Origin of the sequence: Phaeodactylibacter sp. (genome assembly GCF_022763345.1) — a bacterium.
GTDB lineage: Bacteria > Bacteroidota > Bacteroidia > Chitinophagales > Saprospiraceae > Phaeodactylibacter.
This window is the reverse complement of record NZ_JALEGS010000114.1, coordinates 21,796-47,159: the sequence shown is the minus strand read 5'-3', so window position 1 is coordinate 47,159 and position 25,364 is coordinate 21,796. Positions and strand designations below refer to the sequence as shown.

24 protein-coding genes are annotated in these 25,364 nt (G+C 52.0%); 13 read left to right on the top strand and 11 right to left on the bottom strand.

Annotation, left to right across the window (positions count from 1 at the left end; genetic code table 11):
- Positions 1-160 precede the first annotated feature (160 nt).
- From MRY86_RS27110 to MRY86_RS27085, 6 genes are all read right to left on the bottom strand, one after another.
- Entirely contained in the window at positions 161-391 is a 231-nt protein-coding gene (locus tag MRY86_RS27110) for a DUF433 domain-containing protein (RefSeq protein ID WP_293563753.1), read from the bottom strand.
- A gap of 307 nt (positions 392-698) precedes the next feature.
- Positions 699-1,148, bottom strand: a complete 450-nt coding sequence (locus MRY86_RS27105) for a PIN domain-containing protein (protein WP_293563751.1) — start codon at positions 1,146-1,148, stop codon at positions 699-701.
- On the bottom strand, positions 1,138-1,395 hold the full coding sequence (locus MRY86_RS27100) for a DUF6364 family protein (protein ID WP_293563749.1): 258 nt from the start codon (positions 1,393-1,395) through the stop codon (positions 1,138-1,140). Before MRY86_RS27100 ends, MRY86_RS27105 begins: the two co-directional genes overlap by 11 nt.
- Positions 1,396-1,516: 121 nt before the next feature.
- A complete protein-coding gene (locus MRY86_RS27095; RefSeq protein WP_293563747.1) occupies positions 1,517-2,446 on the bottom strand; it encodes a WYL domain-containing protein in 930 nt (309 codons plus the stop codon).
- Positions 2,440-2,688: a hypothetical protein gene (locus tag MRY86_RS27090; RefSeq protein WP_293563745.1), complete on the bottom strand. Its 249-nt coding sequence runs from the start codon at positions 2,686-2,688 to the stop codon at positions 2,440-2,442. The genes MRY86_RS27095 and MRY86_RS27090 overlap by 7 nt, the downstream gene beginning before the upstream one ends.
- Positions 2,689-2,835: 147 nt before the next feature.
- Positions 2,836-3,885 carry a Smr/MutS family protein gene (locus tag MRY86_RS27085; protein ID WP_293563744.1) on the bottom strand — a complete coding sequence of 350 codons (1,050 nt, stop codon included), beginning with the start codon at positions 3,883-3,885 and terminating at the stop codon, positions 2,836-2,838.
- Between the two features lie 132 nt (positions 3,886-4,017).
- On the opposite strand from MRY86_RS27085, the gene MRY86_RS27080 reads away from it, so the two are divergent.
- Positions 4,018-4,596 (top strand): methyltransferase domain-containing protein, encoded by a 579-nt coding sequence (locus tag MRY86_RS27080; protein ID WP_293572094.1) that lies wholly within the window; start codon positions 4,018-4,020, stop codon positions 4,594-4,596.
- Between the two features lie 93 nt (positions 4,597-4,689).
- Here the strand turns inward: MRY86_RS27080 and MRY86_RS27075 are convergent, their stop codons facing one another.
- Entirely contained in the window at positions 4,690-4,839 is a 150-nt protein-coding gene (locus tag MRY86_RS27075; RefSeq protein ID WP_293563740.1) for a hypothetical protein, read from the bottom strand.
- Positions 4,840-5,208: 369 nt separating this feature from the next.
- Here MRY86_RS27075 and MRY86_RS27070 point away from each other — a divergent pair, with 369 nt between their 5' ends.
- The 5 genes from MRY86_RS27070 (at position 5,209) to MRY86_RS27050 (ending at position 13,041) form a co-directional block, all read left to right on the top strand.
- A complete protein-coding gene (locus MRY86_RS27070) occupies positions 5,209-7,710 on the top strand; it encodes a TonB-dependent receptor (protein ID WP_293563738.1) in 2,502 nt (833 codons plus the stop codon).
- A 147-nt stretch (positions 7,711-7,857) separates the two neighbouring features.
- Positions 7,858-8,862 (top strand): ketoacyl-ACP synthase III, encoded by a 1,005-nt coding sequence (locus MRY86_RS27065; RefSeq protein ID WP_293563736.1) that lies wholly within the window; start codon positions 7,858-7,860, stop codon positions 8,860-8,862.
- A gap of 223 nt (positions 8,863-9,085) precedes the next feature.
- Positions 9,086-10,600: a long-chain fatty acid--CoA ligase gene (locus tag MRY86_RS27060; RefSeq protein ID WP_293563734.1), complete on the top strand. Its 1,515-nt coding sequence runs from the start codon at positions 9,086-9,088 to the stop codon at positions 10,598-10,600.
- A 124-nt stretch (positions 10,601-10,724) separates the two neighbouring features.
- A complete protein-coding gene (locus MRY86_RS27055; RefSeq protein WP_293563732.1) occupies positions 10,725-11,843 on the top strand; it encodes a dethiobiotin synthase in 1,119 nt (372 codons plus the stop codon).
- 19 nt (positions 11,844-11,862) lie between these two features.
- Entirely contained in the window at positions 11,863-13,041 is a 1,179-nt protein-coding gene (locus MRY86_RS27050; protein ID WP_293563730.1) for a class I SAM-dependent rRNA methyltransferase, read from the top strand.
- On the opposite strand, the gene MRY86_RS27045 is transcribed toward MRY86_RS27050, so the two are convergent.
- Positions 13,029-13,928 carry a LysR substrate-binding domain-containing protein gene (locus MRY86_RS27045; protein ID WP_293563728.1) on the bottom strand — a complete coding sequence of 300 codons (900 nt, stop codon included), beginning with the start codon at positions 13,926-13,928 and terminating at the stop codon, positions 13,029-13,031. The two genes, MRY86_RS27050 and MRY86_RS27045, sit on opposite strands and share 13 nt — an antisense overlap.
- Positions 13,929-14,066: 138 nt before the next feature.
- Here MRY86_RS27045 and MRY86_RS27040 point away from each other — a divergent pair, with 138 nt between their 5' ends.
- The 3 genes from MRY86_RS27040 (at position 14,067) to MRY86_RS27030 (ending at position 18,683) form a co-directional block, all read left to right on the top strand.
- Positions 14,067-15,533 carry a proton-conducting transporter membrane subunit gene (locus tag MRY86_RS27040; protein ID WP_293563726.1) on the top strand — a complete coding sequence of 489 codons (1,467 nt, stop codon included), beginning with the start codon at positions 14,067-14,069 and terminating at the stop codon, positions 15,531-15,533.
- A 24-nt stretch (positions 15,534-15,557) separates the two neighbouring features.
- A complete protein-coding gene (locus tag MRY86_RS27035) occupies positions 15,558-18,095 on the top strand; it encodes a DUF2309 domain-containing protein (protein WP_293563724.1) in 2,538 nt (845 codons plus the stop codon).
- Positions 18,096-18,314: 219 nt separating this feature from the next.
- The gene (locus MRY86_RS27030) at positions 18,315-18,683 is read left to right on the top strand and encodes a hypothetical protein (protein ID WP_293563722.1); all 369 of its coding nucleotides are present in this window, start codon (positions 18,315-18,317) and stop codon (positions 18,681-18,683) included.
- Here MRY86_RS27030 and MRY86_RS27025 read toward each other — a convergent pair.
- From MRY86_RS27025 to MRY86_RS27015, 3 genes are all read right to left on the bottom strand, one after another.
- Positions 18,680-19,858, bottom strand: a complete 1,179-nt coding sequence (locus MRY86_RS27025; protein ID WP_293563720.1) for an MFS transporter — start codon at positions 19,856-19,858, stop codon at positions 18,680-18,682. The two genes, MRY86_RS27030 and MRY86_RS27025, sit on opposite strands and share 4 nt — an antisense overlap.
- 60 nt (positions 19,859-19,918) lie before the next feature.
- Positions 19,919-21,385 (bottom strand): DASS family sodium-coupled anion symporter, encoded by a 1,467-nt coding sequence (locus MRY86_RS27020; RefSeq protein ID WP_293563718.1) that lies wholly within the window; start codon positions 21,383-21,385, stop codon positions 19,919-19,921.
- 185 nt (positions 21,386-21,570) lie between these two features.
- Positions 21,571-22,047: a Dps family protein gene (locus MRY86_RS27015; RefSeq protein WP_044223550.1), complete on the bottom strand. Its 477-nt coding sequence runs from the start codon at positions 22,045-22,047 to the stop codon at positions 21,571-21,573.
- A 211-nt stretch (positions 22,048-22,258) separates the two neighbouring features.
- Between MRY86_RS27015 and MRY86_RS27010 the strand changes: the two genes are divergently transcribed.
- From MRY86_RS27010 to MRY86_RS26995, 4 genes are all read left to right on the top strand, one after another.
- Positions 22,259-23,131, top strand: coding sequence for a tetratricopeptide repeat protein (locus MRY86_RS27010; protein ID WP_293563713.1), 873 nt, complete (start codon positions 22,259-22,261; stop codon positions 23,129-23,131).
- 241 nt (positions 23,132-23,372) lie between these two features.
- Positions 23,373-23,918: a fasciclin domain-containing protein gene (locus MRY86_RS27005; protein WP_293563711.1), complete on the top strand. Its 546-nt coding sequence runs from the start codon at positions 23,373-23,375 to the stop codon at positions 23,916-23,918.
- A gap of 194 nt (positions 23,919-24,112) precedes the next feature.
- Positions 24,113-24,682: a Uma2 family endonuclease gene (locus MRY86_RS27000; RefSeq protein WP_293563709.1), complete on the top strand. Its 570-nt coding sequence runs from the start codon at positions 24,113-24,115 to the stop codon at positions 24,680-24,682.
- An 86-nt stretch (positions 24,683-24,768) separates the two neighbouring features.
- Positions 24,769-25,341 carry a Uma2 family endonuclease gene (locus tag MRY86_RS26995; RefSeq protein ID WP_293563707.1) on the top strand — a complete coding sequence of 191 codons (573 nt, stop codon included), beginning with the start codon at positions 24,769-24,771 and terminating at the stop codon, positions 25,339-25,341.
- Positions 25,342-25,364: the final 23 nt, after the last annotated feature.

The window sequence follows — 25,364 nt, the reverse complement described above, 5'->3', positions numbered from 1 at the left end:
GCGTTTAAAACAGCCGCTGTCAAGTTAATAACAGCCCTGTGGGAAAGGATCGAATTTCAATTTCAGAGGGTACTTCTAAAAACCATCGGGTAGAGTAAGTCCCTACTTACTATAAATAACTTTAGGTATATACAGTAAGTAGGGTGTAGTTGTCGTCTATTTAGGCTGCGGCTTTAACAACGAGTGTATTATTCATTTCTTCAGCTGCATAAGCTAAAGCGGCGAGAATATCTTCTTCTTCTAGATAAGGAAAATCTTCTAAAACTTCTTCATGGCTCATGCCAGCCGCCAAATAACTCAAAATATCCCCTACCGTCATTCGCAATCCTCGGATACAAGGTTGCCCGCTCCGTTTCCCTGCCTCTAATGTAATTCTGTCTTTGTATTCCATGGTTCGTTGTATCTTAGAATATTCTAGCAATATACTACAAAAAACATACGATGTAAAGCGAATGGCAATCTATACTGACGATTAAGTGGTTTGCCACAGCAAACCTACTGAATGTCAGCATTCACGCTGAGAAGTGGATTGCAACATCGGAGCAAACCACTTCGCTCCGGGTATATAATCCAACAATTCAGTATCCCTGCTTCGAGTCTACCGCGCAGTGTGAAATTATGGCGAGGCTATTACAAATATTCCCCTGGCTTTACGCTTCGTCCCCCCCTATAGTCTTCAGGTAATGCTCCGGAGTGCCTCATCCCCCAGTTCCACCTGGCCAATATCGAAAACCTATAGTCTTCAGGTAATGCTCCGGAGTGAGCACCGCGATTTCCGAACGGACATAATCCTTTACATTTCTGGTCAAAATGGCTTCGAGCCCGGGGATGGTTATAGCACAAGAGTATTGAATAGAGTCTTCGAAGTCTTTGAAATCATTCTTTAAAGCCTGTAGGATTTCTTTTTCCGTCGTCCCTACGATTTCAGTCATCTCCGTTAACGCTTCTATGACCTGCAAGGTGTTTTTGTGCCCCAAAAACTTTCTGACGGTATAATAAATGTTGTTGATGCTTGCTGCTGATAAATAGAGCTGTATGATTCCTCGCTCATTGAGTTCAAAAATTTCACTTGCCGGATTTGCAAAGGGCAAGCGATCGGTAAAGAAATCAATCACAACATCGGCGTCGATAAATATCTTATTTGCCATACGCTTTAAAGAGTTCTTCGGTGAGGGTTTGCTTATAATCTATCTCCTGATCTGCTTTGATAATGCCCCTCAATCTTTTTACCCTGGGCGACAGTTCATCGGGCTTTACCGGAGCTCTTCGCTCAGCGGTAATGAATTTAAAGTAATTCTCAACAAGCTCCGATAAACTCTGCCCCTTATCTTTTGCGTACTCTTTTGCAATTTTTATGACTTCTTTTTCAATCGTCAGGGTTAACTTAGTATTCATTATATCTCTGTTTTTACGCACGTGCTCAAACTTGGAAAATCAACACGTGTTTGTTTAGCTTAGTTCAAAAATTGAGCATTCAAATTTCAGTCAGGAAAAGTTGTAGCGACCCCCTTGCCATCTAAAACCGCATCCGCTCCCGCTCCTGTTCCAAATGCCGCTTGAGTGCTTCCGGTGCAATCACCTCAATGACCTGATGGTGGAAGCCCAGGATGAAATTCGTCAGCCCATAGAATTTATGGTTGACCCGGCACTGGAAATCATATACATTCTCCTGTTGCGCATCTTCCTGAATGTAGGCTTTGGTCAGGGGGTAACGCTCCACCAGTTCGTTGTAGGCGCCTACTTTCAACCGAAGATGGACCAGCACTTGCTGATCATCTACAATACGGAACGGATCAGTGGCCAGCACCTTGTGCCCATCCTCGCGCGTCCAGTGGGTATCCGTCATCCGAATGCGCCTGATGCGGGAGATACGGAAGTGGCGCGTATCCTCCTTATCAAGGTCAAAGGCCTGTACGGTATCGTCTTCTATCCGGGTATGAAAAGGCTCCACCCGGCGGTCAGACACCACATTGCTGTTGGAGGAGCGGTAGCCAAGGAGCACCACCTGTATTTTCTGCTCCTGCGCTTGCTGCAGCAGCTGAAATTTGGTCAGGTAAGGCCGCCGCCAATGTTCCGGCCCTGGGGTGCTCACCGCCCTGGGGGTATCTGCTGCCCCAGGGTAATCCTGGCGGTTGCCAAAAATACTAGAGAGGCGCTTTTGGAGCTGCGTAATTCTTTCGGAGGGGCTGTCCATGTGATTGAGTGCCCTAAGCAATAGCAACTGTTCCGACTCATTAAGTTGCAGCAGGGCTTTGAGGTCTTCAAAGGGTTTATCTGCCGCAAAAGCGTAGCGGTAGCTGGAGTCATAGTCAAGATCAAACCCGGTATTCCGGATCGCTTCAAAATCGTTTTTTATGGTGTCAGCAGAGACCCCATAAAGGTCAGCTAATTCCCGTTTTGTGTATCGGTACGGTTGTTCCTGAACCGCACGGAGGACTTTTAGCAATCTGCTTTTAGTACTATATTCATGACCTTTTGATGCCATTGTAAGACCATTTTGATGTCAATAGATTTCGTGGCAACTAAAGTAGTTAAAATGAAAATAAACACTCCAAGCCCTTTTCCTTTGCGCCATTCAAATTGCAGGTGTTCCTGGTGCCAGCCCAGGTAATGTTTCTCCGTGCGCTCAAAAAATGGATAGACTTCCTCACAGGAGGCATTGATGTAAATTTGGTCTTCACGTACCATTTTGACAGGGTGTAGGGTTCTACCCAATAAAGATAGGGCTATTGGAAGCTCATTTGCATGAGTGGCAGATTACAGTAAGGGCTTTGTAAGCGGGCCGATGATAATATCTGGTATCTTTAAAAAACAGCACTTTCCACTGCCTGCCTGCTAGAAAATAACCTCCGTAGCCCCATACCCGTACCGGTGGTGGTACTCATTGCGAAAAGAGCGGACCTCCGGCATCTGAATAAGCCGGCTCGCGATCGAATCCCGCAGCTTGCCCTTGCCGATCCCGTGAATGATAAACACCCGCTCCACTCCCAAACGGATGGCCTTGCGCATATACTGGTCAAAGTGGAACAGCTGTATGCGCAGGATTTCAGCATTGCTCAGCTTTTTAAAGTCGCTGCGCAGCTCTTCGATGTGGAGGTCGATTTCCGGGATAAATTCAGCCATTTCCAATACCTCATGTGGCATGCGGGTGCGGATGTCCTGCCACTCGGGTTTCGGGCGTGAGTTTTTGCGGGTGTAATCCCTGAGGTCTTCTGCTTCCGTCTGTTTTGGCTGCTGGTCCTCGTCCGGGCTGAAGACGAGGAACAGGTGGACTTTCCGGTTGAGCAGGGGAGCTGTTTTGGTCCGTTTGAAAAACTGCTTGGGGCGTATGCGCAGCGTCTTTTCCGTTTTTGGCCCGGTGCCGGAAGTGGTCAGGCGCCAGCAGGAGACGACCGCGGTGGGGGCATCGTTGAGTTGGTCGAAGTGCAGCTGTCCGACCGGCACAAAAGAGGTGCGGTCAATCTTGTGGTTTTCCCGGTGCGCCACGCGCCCATCAAGCTGTAGCTCAAAGGTAAAAAGGTAGTCGTTCCGGGTATCATTCAGTAGATAAATGTTGTATTGACGGATTTGTCCGTCCGGCTCCGGCAGCGGGTCAAACGCCAGTTGGATGCCTTTGCTCTTGATGATCAGGTACTGGCTTTCGATGGGCGGGCGCTCCGGAGGCGTTTCCACCTTATCCTGCTTGCCCGGCACAAATTTGGCTTTTACGGGCGGTTTGTTGGAAGGTGCAGGGTCGGGCCGGGAAAGATCCTCGAGGAAGACCGGGATTTCATCCCCGTCATCAAGGCGTACCTTTGCCATGCCCTCCTCATGGAGGAGCTCCGTGACAACCCCGTTTTCACGCAAGTGGACCAAACGCACCCGCGTACCAACTGATACGAGCATGGCCTTTTTTGATTTTCATTACCTTTGAACGCTCACAAAGTACGACGCTCACCGGTCATGGCAAAAAAACAACATTCTAATTTAAGGTGGAAGATTGCACAATGGGCAGAAATCCATTGGTGGAAACACTACTTGTCGAAAAAAAAACCGGAAGGTTACCTGGCGCAGAAAGCGGCTTACTGGCAGCATGTAATGAAAGAGCTATGCATAGCCGTGCCTCCGGGGAGCACGGTGCTGGATGCCGGCTGTGGACCTGCGGGTATTTTTATGGTGCTGGAGGGGGCTGCCGTCACCGCTGTAGACCCTCTTTTGGAACGTTATCAGGTACTGCCGCATTTTCAGCCTGCGCAGTATGTGGAGGTCGCCTTTCGGCAAATGGCACTGGAGGACCTTGTGGAAGAAGCCGTCTACGACTACGTTTTCTGCCTCAACGTCATCAATCACGTCGCGGATATGCAACTGGCCCTCCTACGGTTGCGGCAAGCCCTCAAACCTGATGGAACTTGCTGGCTTTCCGTGGATGCGCACCGCTATCCGATATTGCAACCGGTTTTTGCTGCAATTCCCGGAGATGTATTGCACCCGCATCAGTATACCCTAACTCAGTACGAAACACAAGTGGAAAGAGCAGGCTTCAGCATCTTGCGCAAACAGCTGCTGAAGCCCGGCGGCTTGTTCGATTACTGGGTCTTTGAGCTGAAGCGTGCCTAGCGGATGGAGGCGCAAATCTTTAACAGCTAAAGATCAGGCACTGAAAACGGGCTTGACCGTAAAAACGCAATCAGTTAATTCGGCCTGGCCGCACTAGCAATCCGGGCACTTCTTGCACCGCTTCCCTTTCTTATACTTCTTACAGCACTTTTTCTTCTTCTTGGCTTCCACGATGGGGAGCGGAAATGGCATGCGTACTGCTGTTGGGTCGGCATCGGTCCGGTTGGTCGATCTTCTGGTCATGGCTTTTGCTTGTTGATAGAATGAATCGTTAGTTTTATTTAGACAAATTTAAAATAAGCTGGTTCTAAATTGGAATGACGAATGTCACCTTTTTTGTCATGGGAGTGCCATAAAAAAGATTAGCAAGTCAGGGTCTCGGTTTGGAAACTATTAAGCTTTATAAAACAGGAGCTTAGCGTGGTTTTTTGGGGAATCGACGTTTTAAGTCAAGCCATGGTGAATGTCAATGGCTCTTGGTATGGAAGCCCCGATTCCTAATTTTGGTCATCCGAATTTTAATTGGCAATAGCTTTCTTGAGTGGCTTTAAATTTTAGTCATTGAGGGTCTATTGCCTGATTGTTCTAACCGAAAGAGAAAAGACCATGTTTATGAAACGACTGTTTACCCTTGCAGTCCTGGTATTGCTATGCCTGTCGGCATGGGCGCAAACCGGGCAAATTTTCGGTGTAGTCACCGATGATCTTACCAATGAGCCGCTGATCGGCGCCAATATTCTGATTGAAGGGTCCTCTATTGGGACGTCCACGGACGAGGATGGCCGCTATCTCGTCAACGTCAAACCGGGCACTTACACGATTGTGGTATCCTACGTGAGTTATCAGCCTTCCAAAGCCACTGTGCGTGTAGAAGAAGGCGGTCAGGTAGAGCAGGATTTTACCATGTCTGCCGGTGGAATTATCGGTAGCGAAGTGGTGGTATCCGGTTCCAAGCGTCCGGAAAAGCTGGTGGAAAGCCCGGCGACTATCGAAACGATTTTCGCCCGCCAAATTCAGGAATATGCAGGTAATCCTGCGGAACTGATTGCCCGGCAGAAAGGGGTGGATTACTTCCGGGCGGGTATTGCCACACCGGCCTTCAACATCCGGGGCTTCAACTCCAATTTCAATGCCAAGAACCTTCAGGTGACTGACGGGCGTTACTCCACACTTATCGCTACCGGCCTGCCTTTTGGCCCGCTGAATACCACCATCAAAGAAGACATTGAGCGGGTGGAGGTTGTGCTCGGCCCCAATGCGACCATGTATGGCCCCAATGCTCACAATGGATTGCTCAATATTGTGACCAAAGATCCCCGCACCTCTGAGGGCACGACCATCACGCTTAACGGTGGTGTCAGTGGCGATGGCGACCCGCTCTACTCGGTGCGCCTGCGGCACGCCAACAAAGTGAATGACAAATTCGCCTACAAAATCCTTGGCGAGTACTCAGCCGCTACAGAATTTGAATGGGCGGACTCTATTTTCATCGACCGGCTCGACGCCAAGGGCAACTTGCGCGGCACACCGGAGTATGAAGGCCCTGATGGTATCGCAGAGGGGTACGAAGAACTGGAGCTTGACCGGGGTATTGACTTCACGAGATTGGAAGGCGCCCTGTATTATACCCCAACAAACGACCTTGAATTCATTTTCAACACCGGCTATAGCAACAGCAATTACCTGTCGCCAACCAACGTGGGCCGGAATCAGATCATCGACTGGCAGGTCTACTTTGCGCAAGCCCGGGTGAATTACAAGAACTTCTTTGCCCAGTTTTACTACACCGGTAGCAGCACCGATGACACGTATTCTATTGACGACCGTACCAAGCGTTATTATACGGGTATTGACCTGGAGGGCCTGAGCGATGAAGAAGCCCGGGGCGATTATTCTTACGAAACAGGTGCGTTATTTCAGGATGCCTCCAGCCGGTCCAATGCAGAGATTCAGTACAACGAAAATTTTGGCGGGCTGGAGCTGATTGCCGGTGCGCAGTGGCAGCAAGACCGTGCCAACTCTAACGGCACCTACCTCATTGAGAATGAGTTCAATCCGTTTTGGGATGGCGATAATATCGTCGTCAATCAGTACGGCGCCTATGCGCACCTGACCTACAACTTCGGTGGCGGGTTTAAAGCAATTGGTGCCGCCCGCTACGATTACCATGATGTGTACGAGGCGAACTTTGTACCGAAATTCGGCCTGCTGAAAATTGGAGACTATGGCAGCTGGCGCCTGACTTACGGGCAGGGCATTGCCGCCCCTACTATTCTCAATATGTTCGGTGACCTGTTCAGCGGTTTGATCCTGGGCAATGCGGATGGCTTCACCCTGGCTGACGGCACAATGGTGCCTAAGCAAACAGTAGAACGCCTGCAGACGATTGAGCTGGGCTACCGCGGCCAGGTGATCCCCAATAAGCTGTTTATTGATGCGAATGCTTATTACAATATTTCTGAAGATTTCCTGAGCCCGGTCACTGTAGTTGGGGTGACAACGGCCCGTGGCGATCAGCCTATTGAGGATGTGCAGTCCGGTTTTGGTGCCTATGGAGGGCTGGTTGCGACTTACATCAACTTTGGCCTGGTCAATACCTATGGTGCAGACTTTTCAGCCACCTACTACTTCACGCCGGAATTCAGCATGACCGCCAACTACTCCTACTTTGACTGGAGCGTGGATGAGGACAACGCAGAGAATGACTTCAATGGCGATGGCGTGGTGAACTTCCTGGATATTTTGGTGAACGCACCGACGAACAAAGGCGGCATCGGGCTGGATTATTCCGATGAAAAATTCTCAGCCGGCCTTTATGCCCGCTGGGTGGAAGAGTTTGACTACTTCTCCAGCTTCCAGATTGCCTCGAGGTCTTATCCCGACCTTACCTATCGTGGCCGCCCGATCATCGAAGATGCCCGTAGCGCCGATACTTACAACTACGGCCCGCTAGGCGGATTTGTGACCTTTGACTTAAACCTCGGTTACCGCTTTAATGACCGTTATCAGGTCAACTTATCAGCGGTTAACCTCTTCAATCAAGAGCTACGCGAATTTACAGCAGCCGCGCCAACCCGCGGTATTTATACGCTCGAGTTCCGGATCAATCTTTAATTAGGCAGTCCGGAAGCACCATGAGGGCATGTTCGTAAAAAAGGCCTTGACTTTACGGGCATGCCCTTTCTTTTTTGCCTCCAATGGAAAAAACGGACGGCAAATACTACATTAGCTTTTTATTCGAAATCAAAACCAATTCAGCGCATGCGCAATGCTTACATCTGCTCTGTGGGAGCCTATGCACCGGAGCAGGTCATACCGAATAGTTATTTCAATGAAACCTTGGGAGAAGATGTCGACACCTGGTTGCGGGAGAACGTCGCCATTTACGAGCGCCGCTGGTGTACGGAGGAAGAAAGCACGGCTGACCTCAGTGAAAAAGCCGCTCTTCAGGCGCTGGAGCGTGCCGGGCTGCAACCGGAAGATCTTGACCTGATCATCATCTCCACGGATACGCCGGAGTTTATTTCTCCTTCGACCTCTTCTGTGGTGCAGGACCGCCTGGGGGCGAAAAATGCCGGGACCTTCGACATCAATACCGCCTGTGCGGGCTTTGTAACGGCCATGGACATAGGCTCCAAATACATCCGTTCTGACGAGCAGTACAATCACGTGCTCGTGATCGGGGCGTACGCCATGAGTAAATACCTGAATAAAGCCGACAAAAAGACGGTCACGCTCTTTGCTGATGGGGCTGGGGCTGTGGTGCTGAAAGCCGGCGAGGACACCTCAAAGGGCGTGTTGGCCACCGAGCTGATCACCGAAGGGCAGTACAACGAATGGATGGGCATCTACGGTGGTGCGGCCAAGCAACCGGTGACGCACGAGATGATCGAACAGCATGGGCACCAATTGCAGTTTGTCCGCAAATTCCCGAAGGAGCTCAATCCGGAAATCTGGTCTAAAATGGCCAATGGGCTGAGCCATCGCATTGGGGTCAGCAATGAGGAGATCGATCACTTCTTTATCACTCAGATCAACATCCACAGTATTTGGGAGACGATGGACCGCCTTGGGCAACCCCGTGAAAAAGCTCATACCGTGATGCATTATTATGGCTACACCGGCTCGGCCTGCATTCCGATGGCGTTTAACAAGGCTTACGAAGAAGGCAAGCTCAAAGCCGGGCAGCTGGCCTACTTCATTGGCTCGGGCGGTGGGCTGGCTTTTGCCAGTGCTGCGGTGCGCTTTGGGGAGGAGCTGGAATAGGGGTTCACGCAGAGAGCGCGGAGAGGGGGGCACGCAAAGACCGCGAAGAGGTAAAATCCGGAGCCCTGGCACTGCTCTGCGTTCCCTCTACAGCAGACATTCAGTCCGTCCTTCCTTTGCGCCCTTTGCGTGCACCCTCTGCCTTACTTTGCACGAAGACCTAACAAAGAAGTATTTTGCCGGTATAAAATAGCGTTTAGCATAGTACGAAACCCTAACCACCATGCAACCACAAACCATACCCCAACAAGACTGGACCGCCCGGTGGGCGCTCTACAGCCCGGAAAAAGTTGCCGTAAAGGAAGCAGAAACAGGGCATACGCTGACCTACGGGCAGCTCGGCCGGCTCAGTGATGCGCTCTGTACCTATTTACAGCAACAGTATGGGGTGCAAACGGGCGACCGTATTGCACTGCTGGCAGAAAATAACCTGGAGTACATTGCCCTGTTTGCCGCGATGCAGCGCATGGGCTTTGTGCTCGTCCCCCTCAATTACCGATTGGCATCAGCTGAGCTCGATTACCTGCTTAAAGACAGTGCACCAAAGCTGGTGATCTGTGAAGACAAGTTTGAGGCAACCCTCAAGGCCGGTGAGGTGCTGGCAAAAGTGCCCCACTACCTGCCCTGGGCCACTTTACAGGCCTTCTGTGAGGCTCAGAAAGACGAAACGCAGCCTCCTTTCCCCTTGCAACCGGTAGGGGAGGACCATCCGGCTTTCATCCTTTACACTTCAGGTACCACCGGTTTCCCTAAAGGCGCGATTTACAGCCACAAAATGCTCTTTTGGAACAGCATCAATACGGCTATGAGCCTCATCGTCAATACGGAAAGCCGTACGGTTAACGTGATGCCGCCTTTTCATACCGGAGGGTGGAACGTGCTGACCACGCCCTTCCTGCATCATGGCGCCTACACCGTGCTTATGCGTAAGTTTGACCCGGAACAGGTGCTGCAGCTGTTGCAGGAGGAACGGGCAACGCTTTTCATGGGTGTCCCCACCATTCTGAAAATGATGGCGGATGCACCAGGCTTTGAAGCGGCGGAATTCCCCGACCTGCACTATCTGATCGTCGGTGGAGAGCCTATGCCAATCCCGCTTATCGAGAAGTGGGATGAAAAAGGCGTGCCGGTGCGGCAGGGCTATGGCATGACCGAAGTAGGCCCCAATTTATTCTCCCTGCATCAGGCCGATGCCATCCGGAAAAAAGGCTCGATTGGGCGGCCCAACTTTTACGTGCAAACCCGAATCGTGGATGCGCAAGGAAAGGACGTTGCTCCTGGTACGCCCGGTGAACTCTGGCTAAAGGGCCCAATGGTCACCCCGGGCTACTGGCAAAATGAAGCCGCCACACAAAAATCAATTACCGATGGCTGGTTCCACACCGGCGATATGGTAAGGGCGGACGAAGGGCACTACTTCTTTGTGGTGGACCGCATCAAGAACATGTACATTTCCGGGGGCGAGAACGTCTATCCGGCAGAAGTGGAGCGGGTCCTGCAGGCGCACCCCGCAGTAGCTGAAGCTGCTGTGATCGGTGTGCCGGATGAGAAATGGGGGGAGTCTGGGCGGGCTTTCGTTGTACTGCACGCCACTGGCAAAAGCGAGGAGGCAGAAACCCTGCGTGCCCATTGCAAAGCGCATCTGGCCAAATTTAAGGTGCCACGGGACATCGTCTTCCTGGACGAATTGCCCAAAAACGATACGGGTAAAATCAACCGGGCCGCGCTGAAGGGGTGACAGGGCGTCCAAGCCTTGGAATGCGAGCGGGTAGGGCGGGGCCTTTTGCTGCCTTACAGTTGCTCAAATCCCCTTCTCAGGTGAGAAAAAATCCCTACCTTAACCGCTCTCAAACAGAGCGCATATGAAAAATATCTATGTCGCTGCGACCGGGCAGCATATTGGTAAGACCACGTCTACACTGGGCATTGTAGCGAACCTGCAAAAAATGGGCTACAATACGGGTTATTGCAAACCGGTCGGACAGCAGCACCTCACAGTCAATGGAAAGACAGCAGATAAAGATGCGGTCCTCTTTTCCCAGGTGATTGGATTTGAGCTGATGCCAGAGTACCACAGCCCGGTCATTCTCGGGCGGGGCGCTACCAAAGCTTACCTTGCTAACCCTGAAGATTACAATTATCCCCAGGCCATCCATGAAGCGGCTAGCAAGCTGGAGCCTGATTTTGATATCATGGTTTACGAAGGGACCGGCCACCCGGGCGTGGGCGGCGTGGTAGACCTCTCCAACGCTGATGTGGCCAAAATGCTCGATGCGGCTGTGGTTATGGTGGTAGAAGGCGGGATTGGGCGTACCATTGACCGCCTGATTATGAGCATGGCGCTGTTCCGGGAACAAAACCTCCCGCTGCTCGGCGTGATTGTCAACAAGGTCATCCCGGAGAAGCACGACGAGGTCACGCAGTTTGTCGGTAAGAAGCTGGAACGTATGGGCATCCCTTTGCTCGGGGTCGTCCCTTTTGATAAGACCTTGTTGTTTCCCATCATGGAGACGGTCAATGAAGTCGTTGGCGGCCGGGTGGTCTTTAATGGCCACCGCCTCAATAACCGGGTGGAAGACATTATGGCAGGTTCATTGGTCGACCTCAATGAATTCAGTGCTTTCCGCAACATCCTCCTGGTGGTGAGCCACAAGCGCCTGAACGAGGCCATCGAAAAAGTCAAGCATATTGCCAAAGTGAAAAACCTGAAACGCACTCCGCTGTCCGGTGTAATCGTGACCGGCGATGGCAAACAGGCCAACTGGTATAAACCTGAAGAAATGGAGCACCCCTATTTCATTAAAAATGAGATTCCAGTCATTACCACACAGCTTGATACTTATGGTTCGGTAGTCAAGGTAAGCCGCATCGAGGTGAAGATCAATACCCGTACCCCCTGGAAAATCAAACGGGCCATTACTCTGATCCGCGAGCATGTGAATTTTGACCTGATGATTGAGGAACTGCAGAAATTGAGCTGATCTTGCCTACCTTTGCGGCATGAAGCAAGTTGTAATTCGGAAAAAGAAAGCGGCAGCCCTGCGCCGCCGCCACCCTTGGGTTTTTAGCGGAGCCATCAAAAGCACACCGGAAGGCGTTCAGGATGGCGACCTTGTGCAGGTGGTTGGAGAAGACGGGGAAGTTTTTGGTGCCGGGCACTTCCAGCACGGCAGCATCATGGTGCGCATGATCGTATTTGGGGATACAGCGCCCGATCAGGCCTTCTGGAATCAACGCCTGCAAAATGCGTATGCTTACCGGTCCACGCTGGGGCTTACGCAGCGGGATGACCTCAACGCCTACCGGCTCATTCATGCGGAGGGTGATGGGCTGCCCGGGCTGATTATTGACTATTATGCAGGTATGGCAGTGGTGCAATGCCACTCCATTGGCATGCACCGGGCGATGGAGCAGATTGTCAACGCCCTGCGCCAGGCGATGGGAACGCAGCTCAGCGCTATTTACGATAAGAGTGCCGAAACCCTGCCTCGCAACTATGGCGAAAGTGTAAAGAATGCTTACATATGGGGCGAAGGAGCTCCTAATGAGGTTTTAGAGTACGGCCATACTTTTCAGGTCGACTGGGAAACCGGGCAAAAAACCGGCTTTTTCCTGGATCAGCGGGAAAACCGGCAACTGCTCGCTCAGTACGCGCCCGGTAAAAAAGTGCTCAACACCTTTTGCTATACCGGAGGCTTTTCCATCTACGCGCTACAGGCTGGTGCGCGGCAGGTGGAATCGGTAGATGTTTCTCAAACCGCTATGGCGCTGACCGACCGGAATGTGGAACTGGGGAACTTCGAGTCGGGGCTTCACCAAAGCCACACTCAGGATGTCATGGCATTCCTGAAAGAAGCGCCCGCAGACTACGATATCGTGATTGTAGACCCGCCGGCTTTCGCCAAAAATATCAAAAAACGCCACAATGCTGTGCAGGGGTACAAACGCCTGAATGCGCTGGCTCTTCAAAAAGTAAAGCCGGGGGGATTACTCTTTACTTTCTCCTGCTCTCAGGTGGTAGACCGGGCCTTGTTCAATAATACCATCGTGGCAGCTGCTCACGAAGCCGGCCGTAATGCCCGTATTATGCATCAGCTTTCGCAGCCGGCCGACCACCCGGTGGGGATTTTCCATCCGGAAGGGGAGTACCTCAAAGGATTGGTGCTTTATGTAGACTGATTCAGCCCCAACCGGTGATCGAAGCTTTCGATGATGCGGTCGCGCAGGTACTGAGCGACCTTAGCCTGAATGCCAGAACGGAAAAGAGAAATCTGGGTGGCAGATAGCTTCGGCAGGCCTGTTTTTACAATTACACAGTCCTCCGGCACCAGGCTTTGCGGCAAAGCGGCCAGCCCCAGACCTGCCCGTATGGCCAGCAGTTTGCTGCTATAACTCTCGCTGACATAAGCCAGGTCAATTGAAAACTGCTCCGCATTCAGTTGGTGCAGCACCTGCCGCCGGTAGACACAGGGCTCCGGGGAGACAATCACCGGCACATTTTTTGAGAACTGCCAGGCATTGCACTCTTCCTCGCTTCTGCCTACCCATACGAGCGGGTCGTACCAGGTTTTCACAATACGGTCGGGGTAAGCTACATTAAGCTGCTCATGCTTGAGGATCACCAGCTCGTACTCGTTGGCTTTGAAGTTTTTGTAGAGATTTTCCGTCAGGTCGCATTCCACAGAGAGCTGAATGCGCGGGTACTGTTCCCGGAAACGCGCCAGGATAGGCAACAGATAGTGGGTAGCCAGGTCCTCCGGAATACCCAGGCGCACCCGCCCTTCGATTTCTTCGCTAAAGAGCTTTTCTCTTAGCTGTTGTTCCACTCGCAGCATCTCCATGCCATGCCGGTATACGATCTCGCCTGCTTCTGTCATTTGGAGCTGCCTGCCCTGCTTTCTGACCAGTTGCTGTCCCGCCAGTTGTTCTAATTTTTTGATTTGCTGACTGATTGCAGACTGTGTGCGCCCCAGTTCATTAGCGGCCAGGCTATATCCCTGCTGATCGATAACGGTAATAAAAGTTCGGATGAGGGGCAGGTCAAGGTACAAAATTTTGTGATCCATGGCAGCGCTTTACTTTACGTTAGTGTGGAATTATCCAAAGCAAAGTTATTAGTTTTTCTAATAGTTCAAATCAAGATTTTTAATTTTATTTATAATTTAACTCCTTATAACTTGCAGCCCGAAATCAATTAAAAGAAAATGATTCTAATCGGACTGTTGGTCTTTGGACTACTTGGATTACTAAGCCCTCTGCCTAGAGCAGAGCGCCTGAGCACCTTCCTTACCGGGGTAGGGTTTTTGCTTAGTTTGGGTGCACTGTACGCACCGACCTTACTTACGGATGGGCTGGGGCTGGTCTTTTCTCCCACACATACCTTGTTATCAGTAGTTGTCTGTTTTATAAGCCTGGCCATTCAAGCATACGGGCTGCGGCATTTCGGAGGTCACCGCACTCAGCGGGAAATTTTCCGCTACCTGATGTCGCTCACCCTGTCGCTGGTCTTTTTCAGTGCCGCTGACCACCTGTTGATTATGGCAGCTGGGCTGCTGGTGAGCAATGGGTTACTTGCCCGCCTCATCGGTTTCCAGCTGGAATGGAAAGCGGCAGCAGCTTCGGCCCGTTATACCCTATTGCACTTGGGAGGAGGGGCCTTGCTCTTGCTGGCAGCTGTCGGTTTGGTCTACTACACACAGGGGCACTGGTCGCTGGAGCGCCTTTCCCTTTCTGTAGAAGTTACGCCCTGGCTTCCGGTCATTGGAGGGCTCGTTTTGTTGTCGGCTCTTACGCAGTCCGCTATCTGGCCTTTCCACCGCTGGCTGATCGCTTCTGCAAATGCCCCAACGCCGGTATCTGCTTTTATGCACGCCGGTCTGGTTAATGGTGGAGCGGTTGTCCTGTATAAATTATACCCGGTCTGGAGCACCCTGGCGTGGAGTGCCACACTTCTGGTGGTGCTGGGCGGGCTGACTGCAATTGCCGGCACCCTCTGGATGCTGGTGCAAAGCGATGTGAAGCGCACCCTTACCTGTTCCACGATGGGCCAGATGGGTTTCATGATCATGCAGTGTGGCATGGGGCTATTCCCGGCAGCCATCGCGCACATGATATGGCACGGATTTTTCAAAGCCTCTTTATTTCTCAGTGCGGGCTCAACGGTAAAAGCCGCCCGCAATAAAAGCCTCAGTTTGTATGGCCCCAAAGCCCTGCCTCTTTTCCTCTTCGGATTGATTATTGGGGGCTTGGGTGCCTTTATCTTTTGGATGTTTACAGGGGCTACCGGAGGACTGGGCAGCACTTATGTACTCCTGCTGCTGTTCTGCGGCATCACCTGTGCCCATGCCGTTATGACGATTGCGGAGCCTTCTCCCACTGCCGGGCGGCTGGTGCTGGCGGCGGTCCTCGGGCTCTTGGGGTCAACGGTATACGGGCTGTCTGTCTGGGCGGTCGAATCACAGCTGGCGCACTTTACTGCCCCTGCCCTCAATGGGCTGCACCTTGGCATTGGCCTTTTCTTCGTGCTTGGCTGGCTGCTCATGATCTTCCGGGACTACCTCCCTGATCCGGTGGGCGATGGTTGGATCACCCGGATTTATGTCTGGGCGCTGCATTCCAGTCAGCCTCTGCGTAATTCATTGAATGTACGCCGAAGCGCCTACCGCCTGTAATCCTAACCGATAAACAATAAAGACATGACACTTACCGAGACCTTCACTCAGCAATATATCGATCAGGGACTGCAAAAGCTACAGCAGCACCTGGATCACCTCAGTACGCTCATTGCTCCTACCTGGCCTTTGGCACATGCGGTAGCCTGTAATCCGCTTCAGGGGCTGGAGCGCCTGCCTTTTGCGAAAGCGGTACGCCGCGGACAGGAGCTGTTCGATGCTAATACCTTGCCGGCTCTCTGGCAAATCCGTAAGGCGGTAAAAGATGGGGAAGTACAGGAAAAGACGATAGCACAGGCGGTCAGCCGGGCGCTGGATACCTTGCCCGCTACATTGCCTTTCGGCAAAAGCTCCGTCAACCTCGAAGCCTTGTTTACAGCCATGGTAGAGGAGCTGGATGAGCGCACCATAGAGCAGTCCTCCGATTCGCTACTGTCGGAAACCCTCACCGAAATGGGGCAGCAGCGCCCCTGGCAGCCCACGCTGGAGCCGGTCAACCAAGAGATGATCACCTGGCTGGGCGCTTTCCTCGACGAAGGGCAGGCAGCCTGGCCGATGCCTTTCCGCGAGCGGGGCTTTTACCGGTCGGTGAAGATGCTGTTGCTGCATCAGGGCGAGCAGACGAACTTCATTAAGCGCTTACCGGAAGCCACCGGGCCTGCACTGCTGATGCTGCTGCGTCATTTGGGTATTGAAGCAGCGGAGCAACGTGACTTCCTGCGCGATCATCTGATGGCACTGCCGGGCTGGGCTTCTTACATCCGCTGGCGGAGTGAACAAACAGATTATGCGCCTCAGCAGCGGCATCCTATCGATTTGGAAGAGTACCTGGCGGTACGCCTGTTGGTTGCAGCTGTACAAGTACCGGGCCGGCCAACAAAAGCCCCCGCACCTGCCAAAGAATGGGCGATGCTCCACCATTGGGCGGCAGCACAAATAAATCCCGCTCTGGGTACAACAGCAGCAGAATGGGCACCTCTGCTCAAAGCGCTGCGGGAAGCCTACTACCTGATGCGCCTGTCCCTATTGGAGTCCTGGGAACAGTCCTTCCGCAGCCGGATGACGGCCGACCTGCAGTCGCAACTTAAAGCCCCGGCGGTTGAGGGCCGCCCGGAGGCGCAGCTGGCTTTCTGCATTGATGTGCGCTCCGAGCCCTTCCGCCGGCAATTGGAAAGCTGCGGTGCCTACGAAACATTTGGTTTTGCAGGCTTCTTTGGCTTGCCGATCGCTTACCAGACAGTACTGGGCAAGCGGGTGAAGTCGCTGCCCGTGTTGTTGCAGCCTGCGCATGAGCTTAAAGAAGTGGCAGGTACTTGCTGTGCCCACGATCTGGAAAAGCACCAAAGCGGGCTTAAGCTCCTCAAAGAGCTCAAGCAAGCCTATAAATCACTGAAATACAATATTGCCACACCCTTTGCCGCAGTGGAAGCCCTGGGCTTGCCCGCCGGGCTGATCACGATTGGGCGTAGCCTGATCCCCGGCCCCTTATCCCGGTTGCGCCGTATGGGGCGCCGCTGGTTCCGCCCGGAAGTGGACCTGCTGCCCGACGTAGCGCAGGTGGACCAATGGGGTATACCAATGGAGCAGCAGGTGACCTACGCCGGCAACGCGCTGCGCATGATGGGACTGACCCGGAACTTTGCGCCCCTCGTTGTCCTCTGCGGGCACGGTAGCCAAACGGAGAACAACCCCTACGCCGCCGCACTCGATTGTGGTGCCTGCGGGGGCAGCCACGGTGGGCCCAATGCAGCAACTATGGCGAGCATTCTCAATCAGAAAGCAGTGCGGGAAGCGCTGGCAGGGGAAGGGATTGCGATACCGGAAGACACCCTCTTTGTGGGGGCTCAGCACAACACGACGACTGATGCCGTCCAACTCATCAATCTGCCGGAACTGGATACAGAAAAGCTGGCGCAGATTACCGGTTTACAAGCGGGCCTGGCTAAAGCTCAGCAGCGCAATCTGGAAGTCCGCTCAACTCAGTTTGGCTTAACCAATAGCAAGGGTATGCTGCGCCGCAGTGCCGATTGGTCGGAAGTACGCCCGGAGTGGGGCCTGGCGGGCAATGCGGGCTTTGTCGTGGCACCCCGTCACATGACCGCCAATCTCGACCTGAAGGGGCGTTGCTTCCTGCACTCCTATGACTGGTCGCAGGATCCGGATAGCAAGAGCCTGGAGGTCATTCTCACCGCCCCCCTTGTCGTGGCGCAATGGATCAACAGTCAGTACTTTTTCTCCACAGTGGATAACACGGCCTTCGGCAGCGGCAGCAAAGTTACGCACAACGTCGTCGGTAAAATCGGCGTCATGCAGGGCAATGGCTCTGATTTGATGCACGGCCTGCCCTGGCAATCGGTGATGAAGAACGACGAAGAGTTGTACCACAAACCACTGCGCCTCACCGCCTTTGTGGTAGCCCCCAAAGCTGCCGTACAGCAACTGGTGGAGAAGCACGAGGTACTACAGAAACTGTTCTACAATGAATGGGTATTCCTGAAGGTACTTGATCCGGAGACGGGCGTAACCTGGGTATTGGAACCGGATGGCAGTTGGGTAAGATAAGATTGGTTTAGTCGATTCTGAAGGCTGTATGTAAAGCTTACCATCGAACTCCTGACTGGCAGTAGGAGCTGGTCAGGGGTTTTTACATCCTTTGTGCTCGGTTTTGCTTGTCAATTGAGGTGAGGTCTGGTTGGTGAAAAGAATTTATTCATAACTTTCAATACTTTTTGAAAGTTATGAATAAAGCCTGTATCTTTGGTGTAACCAAAACCACCAAACATGAAAAAGGTATTGTTCACCATTGATAATGTCGTCCAGGGCTTGCTTCTTGGGTCTTCGGTATTCTTCCCCTTCACTTTCATTGCAGCCTTCTTTTTAGGTTGCTGGCAACTGGGAAGCAGTTTGCTCAAAGCCATTCTGTTACAAAGCCGGCTACACCTCAATTACTTTTTGGCGGCTACAGCGTATTGTGTGGTGCTCTTTGCCGGTGCCCAGACAGCCGATGCCTTCAACTATGAGCCCACAAATTGGGTAGGTTACCTTTGGTTCGTTTTAGCCTTGCCGCCATTGGTGGGGGGGATCTGGTACTTTGGTCAGAGCATGAGGGATTTAGCTGAAGCCAAAGCTGCCCAATCGGAATGGGTCTAAGCCGAACGGAATAATCTGCGGGTAGCTCTAAGCCCCAGTATCGGGCCTAAGAAAAGTATCCAAAGGCTGTTCGATATCCCCCAGTACTGGCTTAGATAAGTCAGGCCCTGAATGCTGAAAATGGTCATCGCAAAACCAATGCTGTTGACAATAGTCAGGGCGGAACCGCGGGATTCGGGCGGTGCATTTCGGGCTACAAGCGTTGAGAACTGTGGGGAATCGCCAACTACCGCGAAGCCCCAAAGGAAAAGCAGGGCGGTGAAAGCCCATCCCGGCAGCTGAAAGAGCAGGGGAGAGGCCAGGCAGAGGAGCCCGGAGATCAGTAGCATGGCGTAAGCTACCTTGGCGCTGCCGGTGCGCAGTGACCAATACCCACCCAGGATACAGCCAAGTGCGCCCACACCAATGACCCCGAAGGCAAAAAGAGCTGTTGAGGCGGGGGGAAGTTCTGGAAACCTGGCTAGCACGATAACGGGGACAAATGCCCAAAAGGCGTACAGTTCCCACATGTGCCCGAAGTAGCCAAGGGCAGCTGCCCGGAAATCAGGGATGCGAAAGATGGCAATGATGGCAGCTGGCTCAAAAGCGGTGCCGGATCGCCGGTAGGGGCCGTCAGGGATCAGCCACCAAATTAACAGCCCACCCATAACCGCCAGGAAAGAAGTGCCCTGCATGACGCGCTGCCAGGGCACTTCCGCAGCGGTAAAGCGCAGCAAATGCGGAAAGGCGGTGCCCAACACCAAGGCGCCAACCAGATATCCCAATGCTTTGCCCAGGTCGGCTGCGTACCAGTCAGCGGCTATTTTCATGCCTACCGGATAAATCCCCGCCAGGAATAAGCCCGTAAGAAAACGGAGTGCCAAAATGCTGGCATAACCTTCTGTCACCGCCCCAATGCCCAGGTTGAACAAAGCGCTCAGCATCGCAGAGAACAGGAAGACCCGTGAGGGAGAGAAACGATCTGCCAACATCAGGATAGCGTAAAGCAGTGTGCCAGTGATAAACCCAAGCTGCACCGCAGAGGTCAGCCCGCCGAGTGCGCCCCCGGGCAGTCCGTATTCCATCTGTAGATCCGGGAGGACTGCATTGCCTGCAAACCACAGGGAGGTGCCGGTGAATTGGGCGAAGATGATAACGGGCAGGGTGTATTGGGGTGGGGTCAGCTGATTTGTCATTGGGCAAAGCATTACCAGGATTCGTTATGGAGTTTGGTTTCAAAAAACCTTTGGGAGCAATTATTTGAGCTCGTCTGGAAATACAAACGGATCGAAGCCCCACGCGTAGGGCAAAAGCAGGTAAACCATCAGGCTGAGCAGAAGGATAGAGATTAAATTCAGCCATACGCCTGTTTTGACCATATCTGGTATTTTGAGGTATCCCGAGCCAAAAACAATGGCATTGGGCGGGGTAGCAACCGGCAGCATAAACGCGCAGGAAGCCGCCAGGGTCGCGCCCACCATCAGTATGTAGGGATGTACGCCGATGGCCATGGCCAGAGGAGCCAGTATGGGAAGGAGCATGGCAGTGGTGGCCAGGTTGGAGGTGATTTCGGTCAGGAAGTTGACTGCAGCCACCAGGATAAGCAGCAGTAGAAAAAGCGGTAGCCCTTCAAGCAAAGACAATTGCCCCCCGATCCATCCTGCAAGCCCTGTGGTTTTGAACCCTTCCGCCAGAGCGAGCCCACCTCCGAATAGCAGCAATACGCCCCAGGGCAGCCTGACGGCTTCGGCCCATTCCACCAAAGGGCGCTTGTGAGCCTTGCCAGCCGGTAAAATAAAGAGGGTGGTAGCCGCCATGATCGCAATTATTGTATCGTCCAGAGCAGGTAAGAATTGATTCAGAAGGAAAGAGCGGGTAATCCAGGCTACTGCGGTAAGCACGAAAACCCCCAGGACCAGTTTTTCCTCATACGAGACAGGGCCGAGCTGATTCATCTGCCGTTGTATTTCCTGTTTGCCGCCCGGGAAAGACTTTTGTTCAAAGGAGGCGGCAAAATGGGTGAGGTAGTACCAACAGATGATCAGCATGATGATGGAAATAGGCAGCCCGATAAGTATCCATCGAGAAAAGGTGATCTCTATGCCATAAATCTCCTGTACAATCCCTGCCAGGACCAGGTTGGGCGGTGTGCCAATCAGGGTAGCTACGCCTCCAATGGAAGCGCTGTAGGCAATGGCCAGCATAAGTATCTTGCCAAAAATTTGGTTTTCATCCGCCCGGGTATTGGGGTTGTCTTTAAGTTGGGTGACAACAGCGAGCCCGATGGGCAGCATCATGACGGCTGTAGCAGTATTGGAAATCCACATGGATAGGAAAGCAGTAGCAACCATAAAGCCCAGGATAATACTTCTGACATTCGTGCCTATATAACGGATAATGTGAAGGGCTATGCGCCGGTGCAGGTTCCACCGCTCGATAGCAATCGCCAGGATAAACCCGCCGGCGTACAGGAAGATATACCGGTGCCCAAAGGAAGCGGTAGTGGCTTTTAGGTCCAGTGCGCCGGTGAGTGGAAAAAGCACGATGGGCAGCAGAGCTGTGGCAGCAATAGGGATTACCTCCAGTATCCACCAGGTGGCAATCCACAAGGTAGAGGCAAGAACCGCATTGGCTTCACGGCTCATGCCTTCCGGATGAGCAAAAAGCAGGGTGGTGATAAAAAGTGTAGGGCCCAGGAGTAGGCCGATTTGCTGTTTTTTCATAGAATCTTATGCTTTACCGGGGCCGTTTACTAAGGTGACTACCGGGCAGATTTTGCTAAGGTAATCCGAAAAGGGGAGTTGCCAGCATTGCTTTCCATGGTAAATACCGGTGTATAAAACAGCGGCACCGTAATCGTCGCCAAGGAAGATTACGGTGCCATCCATATCAGAGTCTGTCGATTCTGTTATCCCAGATAAGCCGAATACATCCAAACCAGTTTTTCCTGTTCGCGGATGTAGTCGCTCATGAGGGCATTGGTGCCTTCGTCTCCGGATTCACCGGCCAGCTCCAGCAGCTCCCGCTCCAGTGGCAGGAGGACTTCGTAGCCTTTGAGGATTTCTTTCACGGCTTCCACACCGTCTGAGATGTTTTTAGCCTGACGGATAGCCGAAATTTGGGTGTAGTCTTCATAGGTATGCAAAGGGGTGAATCCCAGGGTAAGGATACGCTCTGCGATTTCATCAATTTTAATCAGTGAGTCATTGTATAGCTCTTCAAATTTCAGGTGGAGCTCAAAGAACTTATTGCCTTTGATGTTCCAGTGAAAGCCACGGGCGTTCATGTAAAAAAGCTGGTAGTTGGCAAGCAGGGTGTTGAGTTTGTTGGACAGCACTTGTGATTGTTCCTGATCGAGGCCGATGCGGCTTAAGGTATTGGTCATGTTGACTTTTTTTGTGATGAATTAACGGTTGTCAGCGGTGGAGCACGTCATGGCTTAGCCGCTGTTGATGTCTACAAATTGCAATTTTTGAGCATGGAAGTCAGTGCGTTATATCACTGACCGGGGAGTTTTGAACGCCTTTTTGGAGGCACTTCGGGCATTGTGTACATTTATATCTAAATTGTTGGGCTATCAACGAAAACCAAGTACCATGAGCCAACAAGACCTACCGGAAGAACTCAAAAACATGCTGCTCAACGATGAGCTAAAGGAAGTGATTGACCGGCTGCGGGCGCACCTGCCGGAACTCAGGGGGCAGGTCACCGAAGAAGAGCTGCTGCAATACGCCGCCCGTCTGAATGCCGTGGAGCGGGAGTGGAAGCTGGGCATCATCGCAGCAGAGCGCTACGGGATTGAGAAGAATCAACTTCGGCAGATTCTCATTCAAACCGTTACTCAGCTCAGGAAAGCAGGGGATGCCCCGGTACCAGAACCCCCTAAGTCTCCGGATGGGCCGGAGCGGCTGCTCGAAAAAGGCCGCCAACAGCATCAGGATGGGGAATATCAACAGGCGGTAGTTACGCTTCAGCAGGCGATAGCCCACCCGGGGATTCAAAAAGGGGATTTGGCGCAGGCCTATGCTGTACTCGGCAATACTTACAATCAGCTCGGTTACTATCAGGAAGCCATCGATGCGCATCAGCAGGCATTGGAAATCCGTCCGGATACGGCCTCTTACTGGACCAATCTTGGCATCTGTTACCGGCTGACCGGGCAGTATGATAAAGCTGCTTCCTGTTACGAAAAAGCCATCAGCCTGGACCCGGGCTATGCAGAAACCTACACTAGCCTTGGGGCGCTCCATCTGACCCACACTATGCAGTTTGAGCAAGCCGTTCACTATCTCGAAAAGGCTATAGCGCTCGATCCGGGCCAGGCCATTGCTTACGCCAATATGGCGATAGCTAAAGCTTCTCTGGGGTTTTTCGATGAAGCGGATGCGCTACTGCGGCAAGCTGTAATGAAGGGCTACCGCAATGCGAAGAATGCCCGGCAGATGATTGATAATTTACGGGCGTTGTAAAGGTCCTGCGGTATTGGTCAGCGGGGTTGCAATATCCGTCATGTAACACCTTTACCATTTTCTAAGTATATAAATAGTGACTGAAAAGGCTGCTTCTCAAGGGAGTAGAGCGATTTTTTCCATGCCAGATTTTTTTCATGAGTAGCGGAAAACTAATTTTTTCAAAAAAATAGGGGGCCCGGAAATCCGCAACCCCTTATGAGCCCGTATATCCATCAAATCAAAATAACCAATAATCATTATGAAGAATTTTGCACTAACAGTGCTGGGTCTGGTCTTTGCCATTACCTTGAGCGCTCAGGAAAGTACAGTTATGGTAGGCGGAGAAGCGATGTTTGCCAGTAAAGACATTGTAGACAATGCGGTGAACTCGGAAGACCACACAACGCTGGTCGCTGCTGTGAAGGCTGCCGAGCTGGTAAAAACGCTAAAATCAGATGGGCCGTTCACGGTTTTTGCTCCGGTCAATGATGCGTTTGAGAACCTGCCCTCAGGGACGGTGGAGACTTTGCTGAAGCCTGAAAACAAAGATAAGTTGACAGCTGTATTGACCTACCACGTCGTTGCCGGAAAATACGACGCCAAGACTATCATGGGAGCCATCAAAAAGGGGAATGGCAGTGCTACCCTGACCACTGTGAATGGCGCTACTCTAACCGCGATGATGAACGGTCCAATGAATGTGGTTGTCAAAGATGAACAAGGCAATGTTGCCAATGTCATAACTTATGATGTCAATCAGTCAAACGGGGTGATACATGTGATAGACACTGTTTTGTTACCGTAAGCATTGAAAACTTAAAATGCAACGACCCGGATATTGGCACGGCTGATATCCGGGTTTTGCTGTTCGATTGGGTAATACTTTTCTGTCTACTTTTCAAGTGCTACAACACAGTCTTAAAGTGATGAAGCTGCAACCAGAGTGATTGCCATTGCATAAAAGTTCTTATTTCTGTATTTTGCAACAAAGACAAAACTATGACTTCCCGGACCACAGAAATAACCGATACCCACCGCTTCTCCGCAGAAGCCTACCATCGTATGGGGGAGGCAGGCGTTTTCGGGGAGCAGCGTGTCGAACTGCTCTATGGCAAAATTGTGGATATGAGCCCGATAAAAAGTAATCATGCAGGCACGGTGAATGAATTGATCCGTCACTTATCCTTACATCTTCCGCACGAAGCGTATGTGTTTACTGCACAAAATCCAATTCATCTGGACGATTATTCTGAGCCGGAACCAGATATCAGTATTTTACAATACCGGTCAGACCTTTACAAGCGTTCTCATCCAACAGCTGAAGAGACGGTTGTTCTTATCGAAGTTGCTGACAGCAGCCTGGAAAAAGACCGGGATATCAAGCTGCCCCTTTACGCCAGCCATGGCATTCCAGAGGTTTGGATCGTCAACCTGCAGGATAAGCAGATAGAGCGTTACCGCAGCCCTGGTCCAAAGGGCTATACCGATATCCATATCTTCCTGGCGGGTGATGAAATAGCTACGGATTTTATGAAAGCGGTAGAGGTTTCGGCCGTGTTGGGTGTGTAGGTTTTTTGGCAAGATGGGCAGGCCACACCCGCCTTGTCTCTTTCCCGGGAAAATCGTACTTTAATCTGCAAGAAAAAAAATAACCAATGGCAGAGGCAACCACCGTACTATCCCCATCCGCCTACCTGGAGTGGGAAGCAGAACAGGAAGAACGCCATGAATACGAAAATGGAAAACTGATTGCTATGGGCGGAAGTAGTAAAGAGCATAATCGATTAGTCAGGAATTTAACGACCATTCTTTGGAATTATCTCGGACCTTTAGACAGGTATGAATTGTATCCATCCGAACTACGCGTAAAATCTGGTATAGATGATAAATATTATTACCCGGATCTCGTGCTCACGGAAGGAGAGGAGCATTATTTGGAAAATGCCCCTGACACCCTGCTCAATCCTCTCCTGTTAATCGAAGTGCTCTCCGATTCCACGGCAGCCCGTGACCGCGGTCCTAAATTTGAAGCTTACCGGGCTATCAACAGCCTGCGGGAGTATGTACTGGTCGCACAGGACCAATGCCAGATAGAGGGCTTCTACCGGAACGATGCGGGGGAGTGGATTATTCGGGAACCTGTTGCTGGACTTGACAATACCTTTTCCTTCATTAAACTGGATTTGGAGCTGAAGCTGGGGGAGGTATATCAGGGGGTGGAGGTGTAGAGCGTGCCGCCCACGGTTGTTGC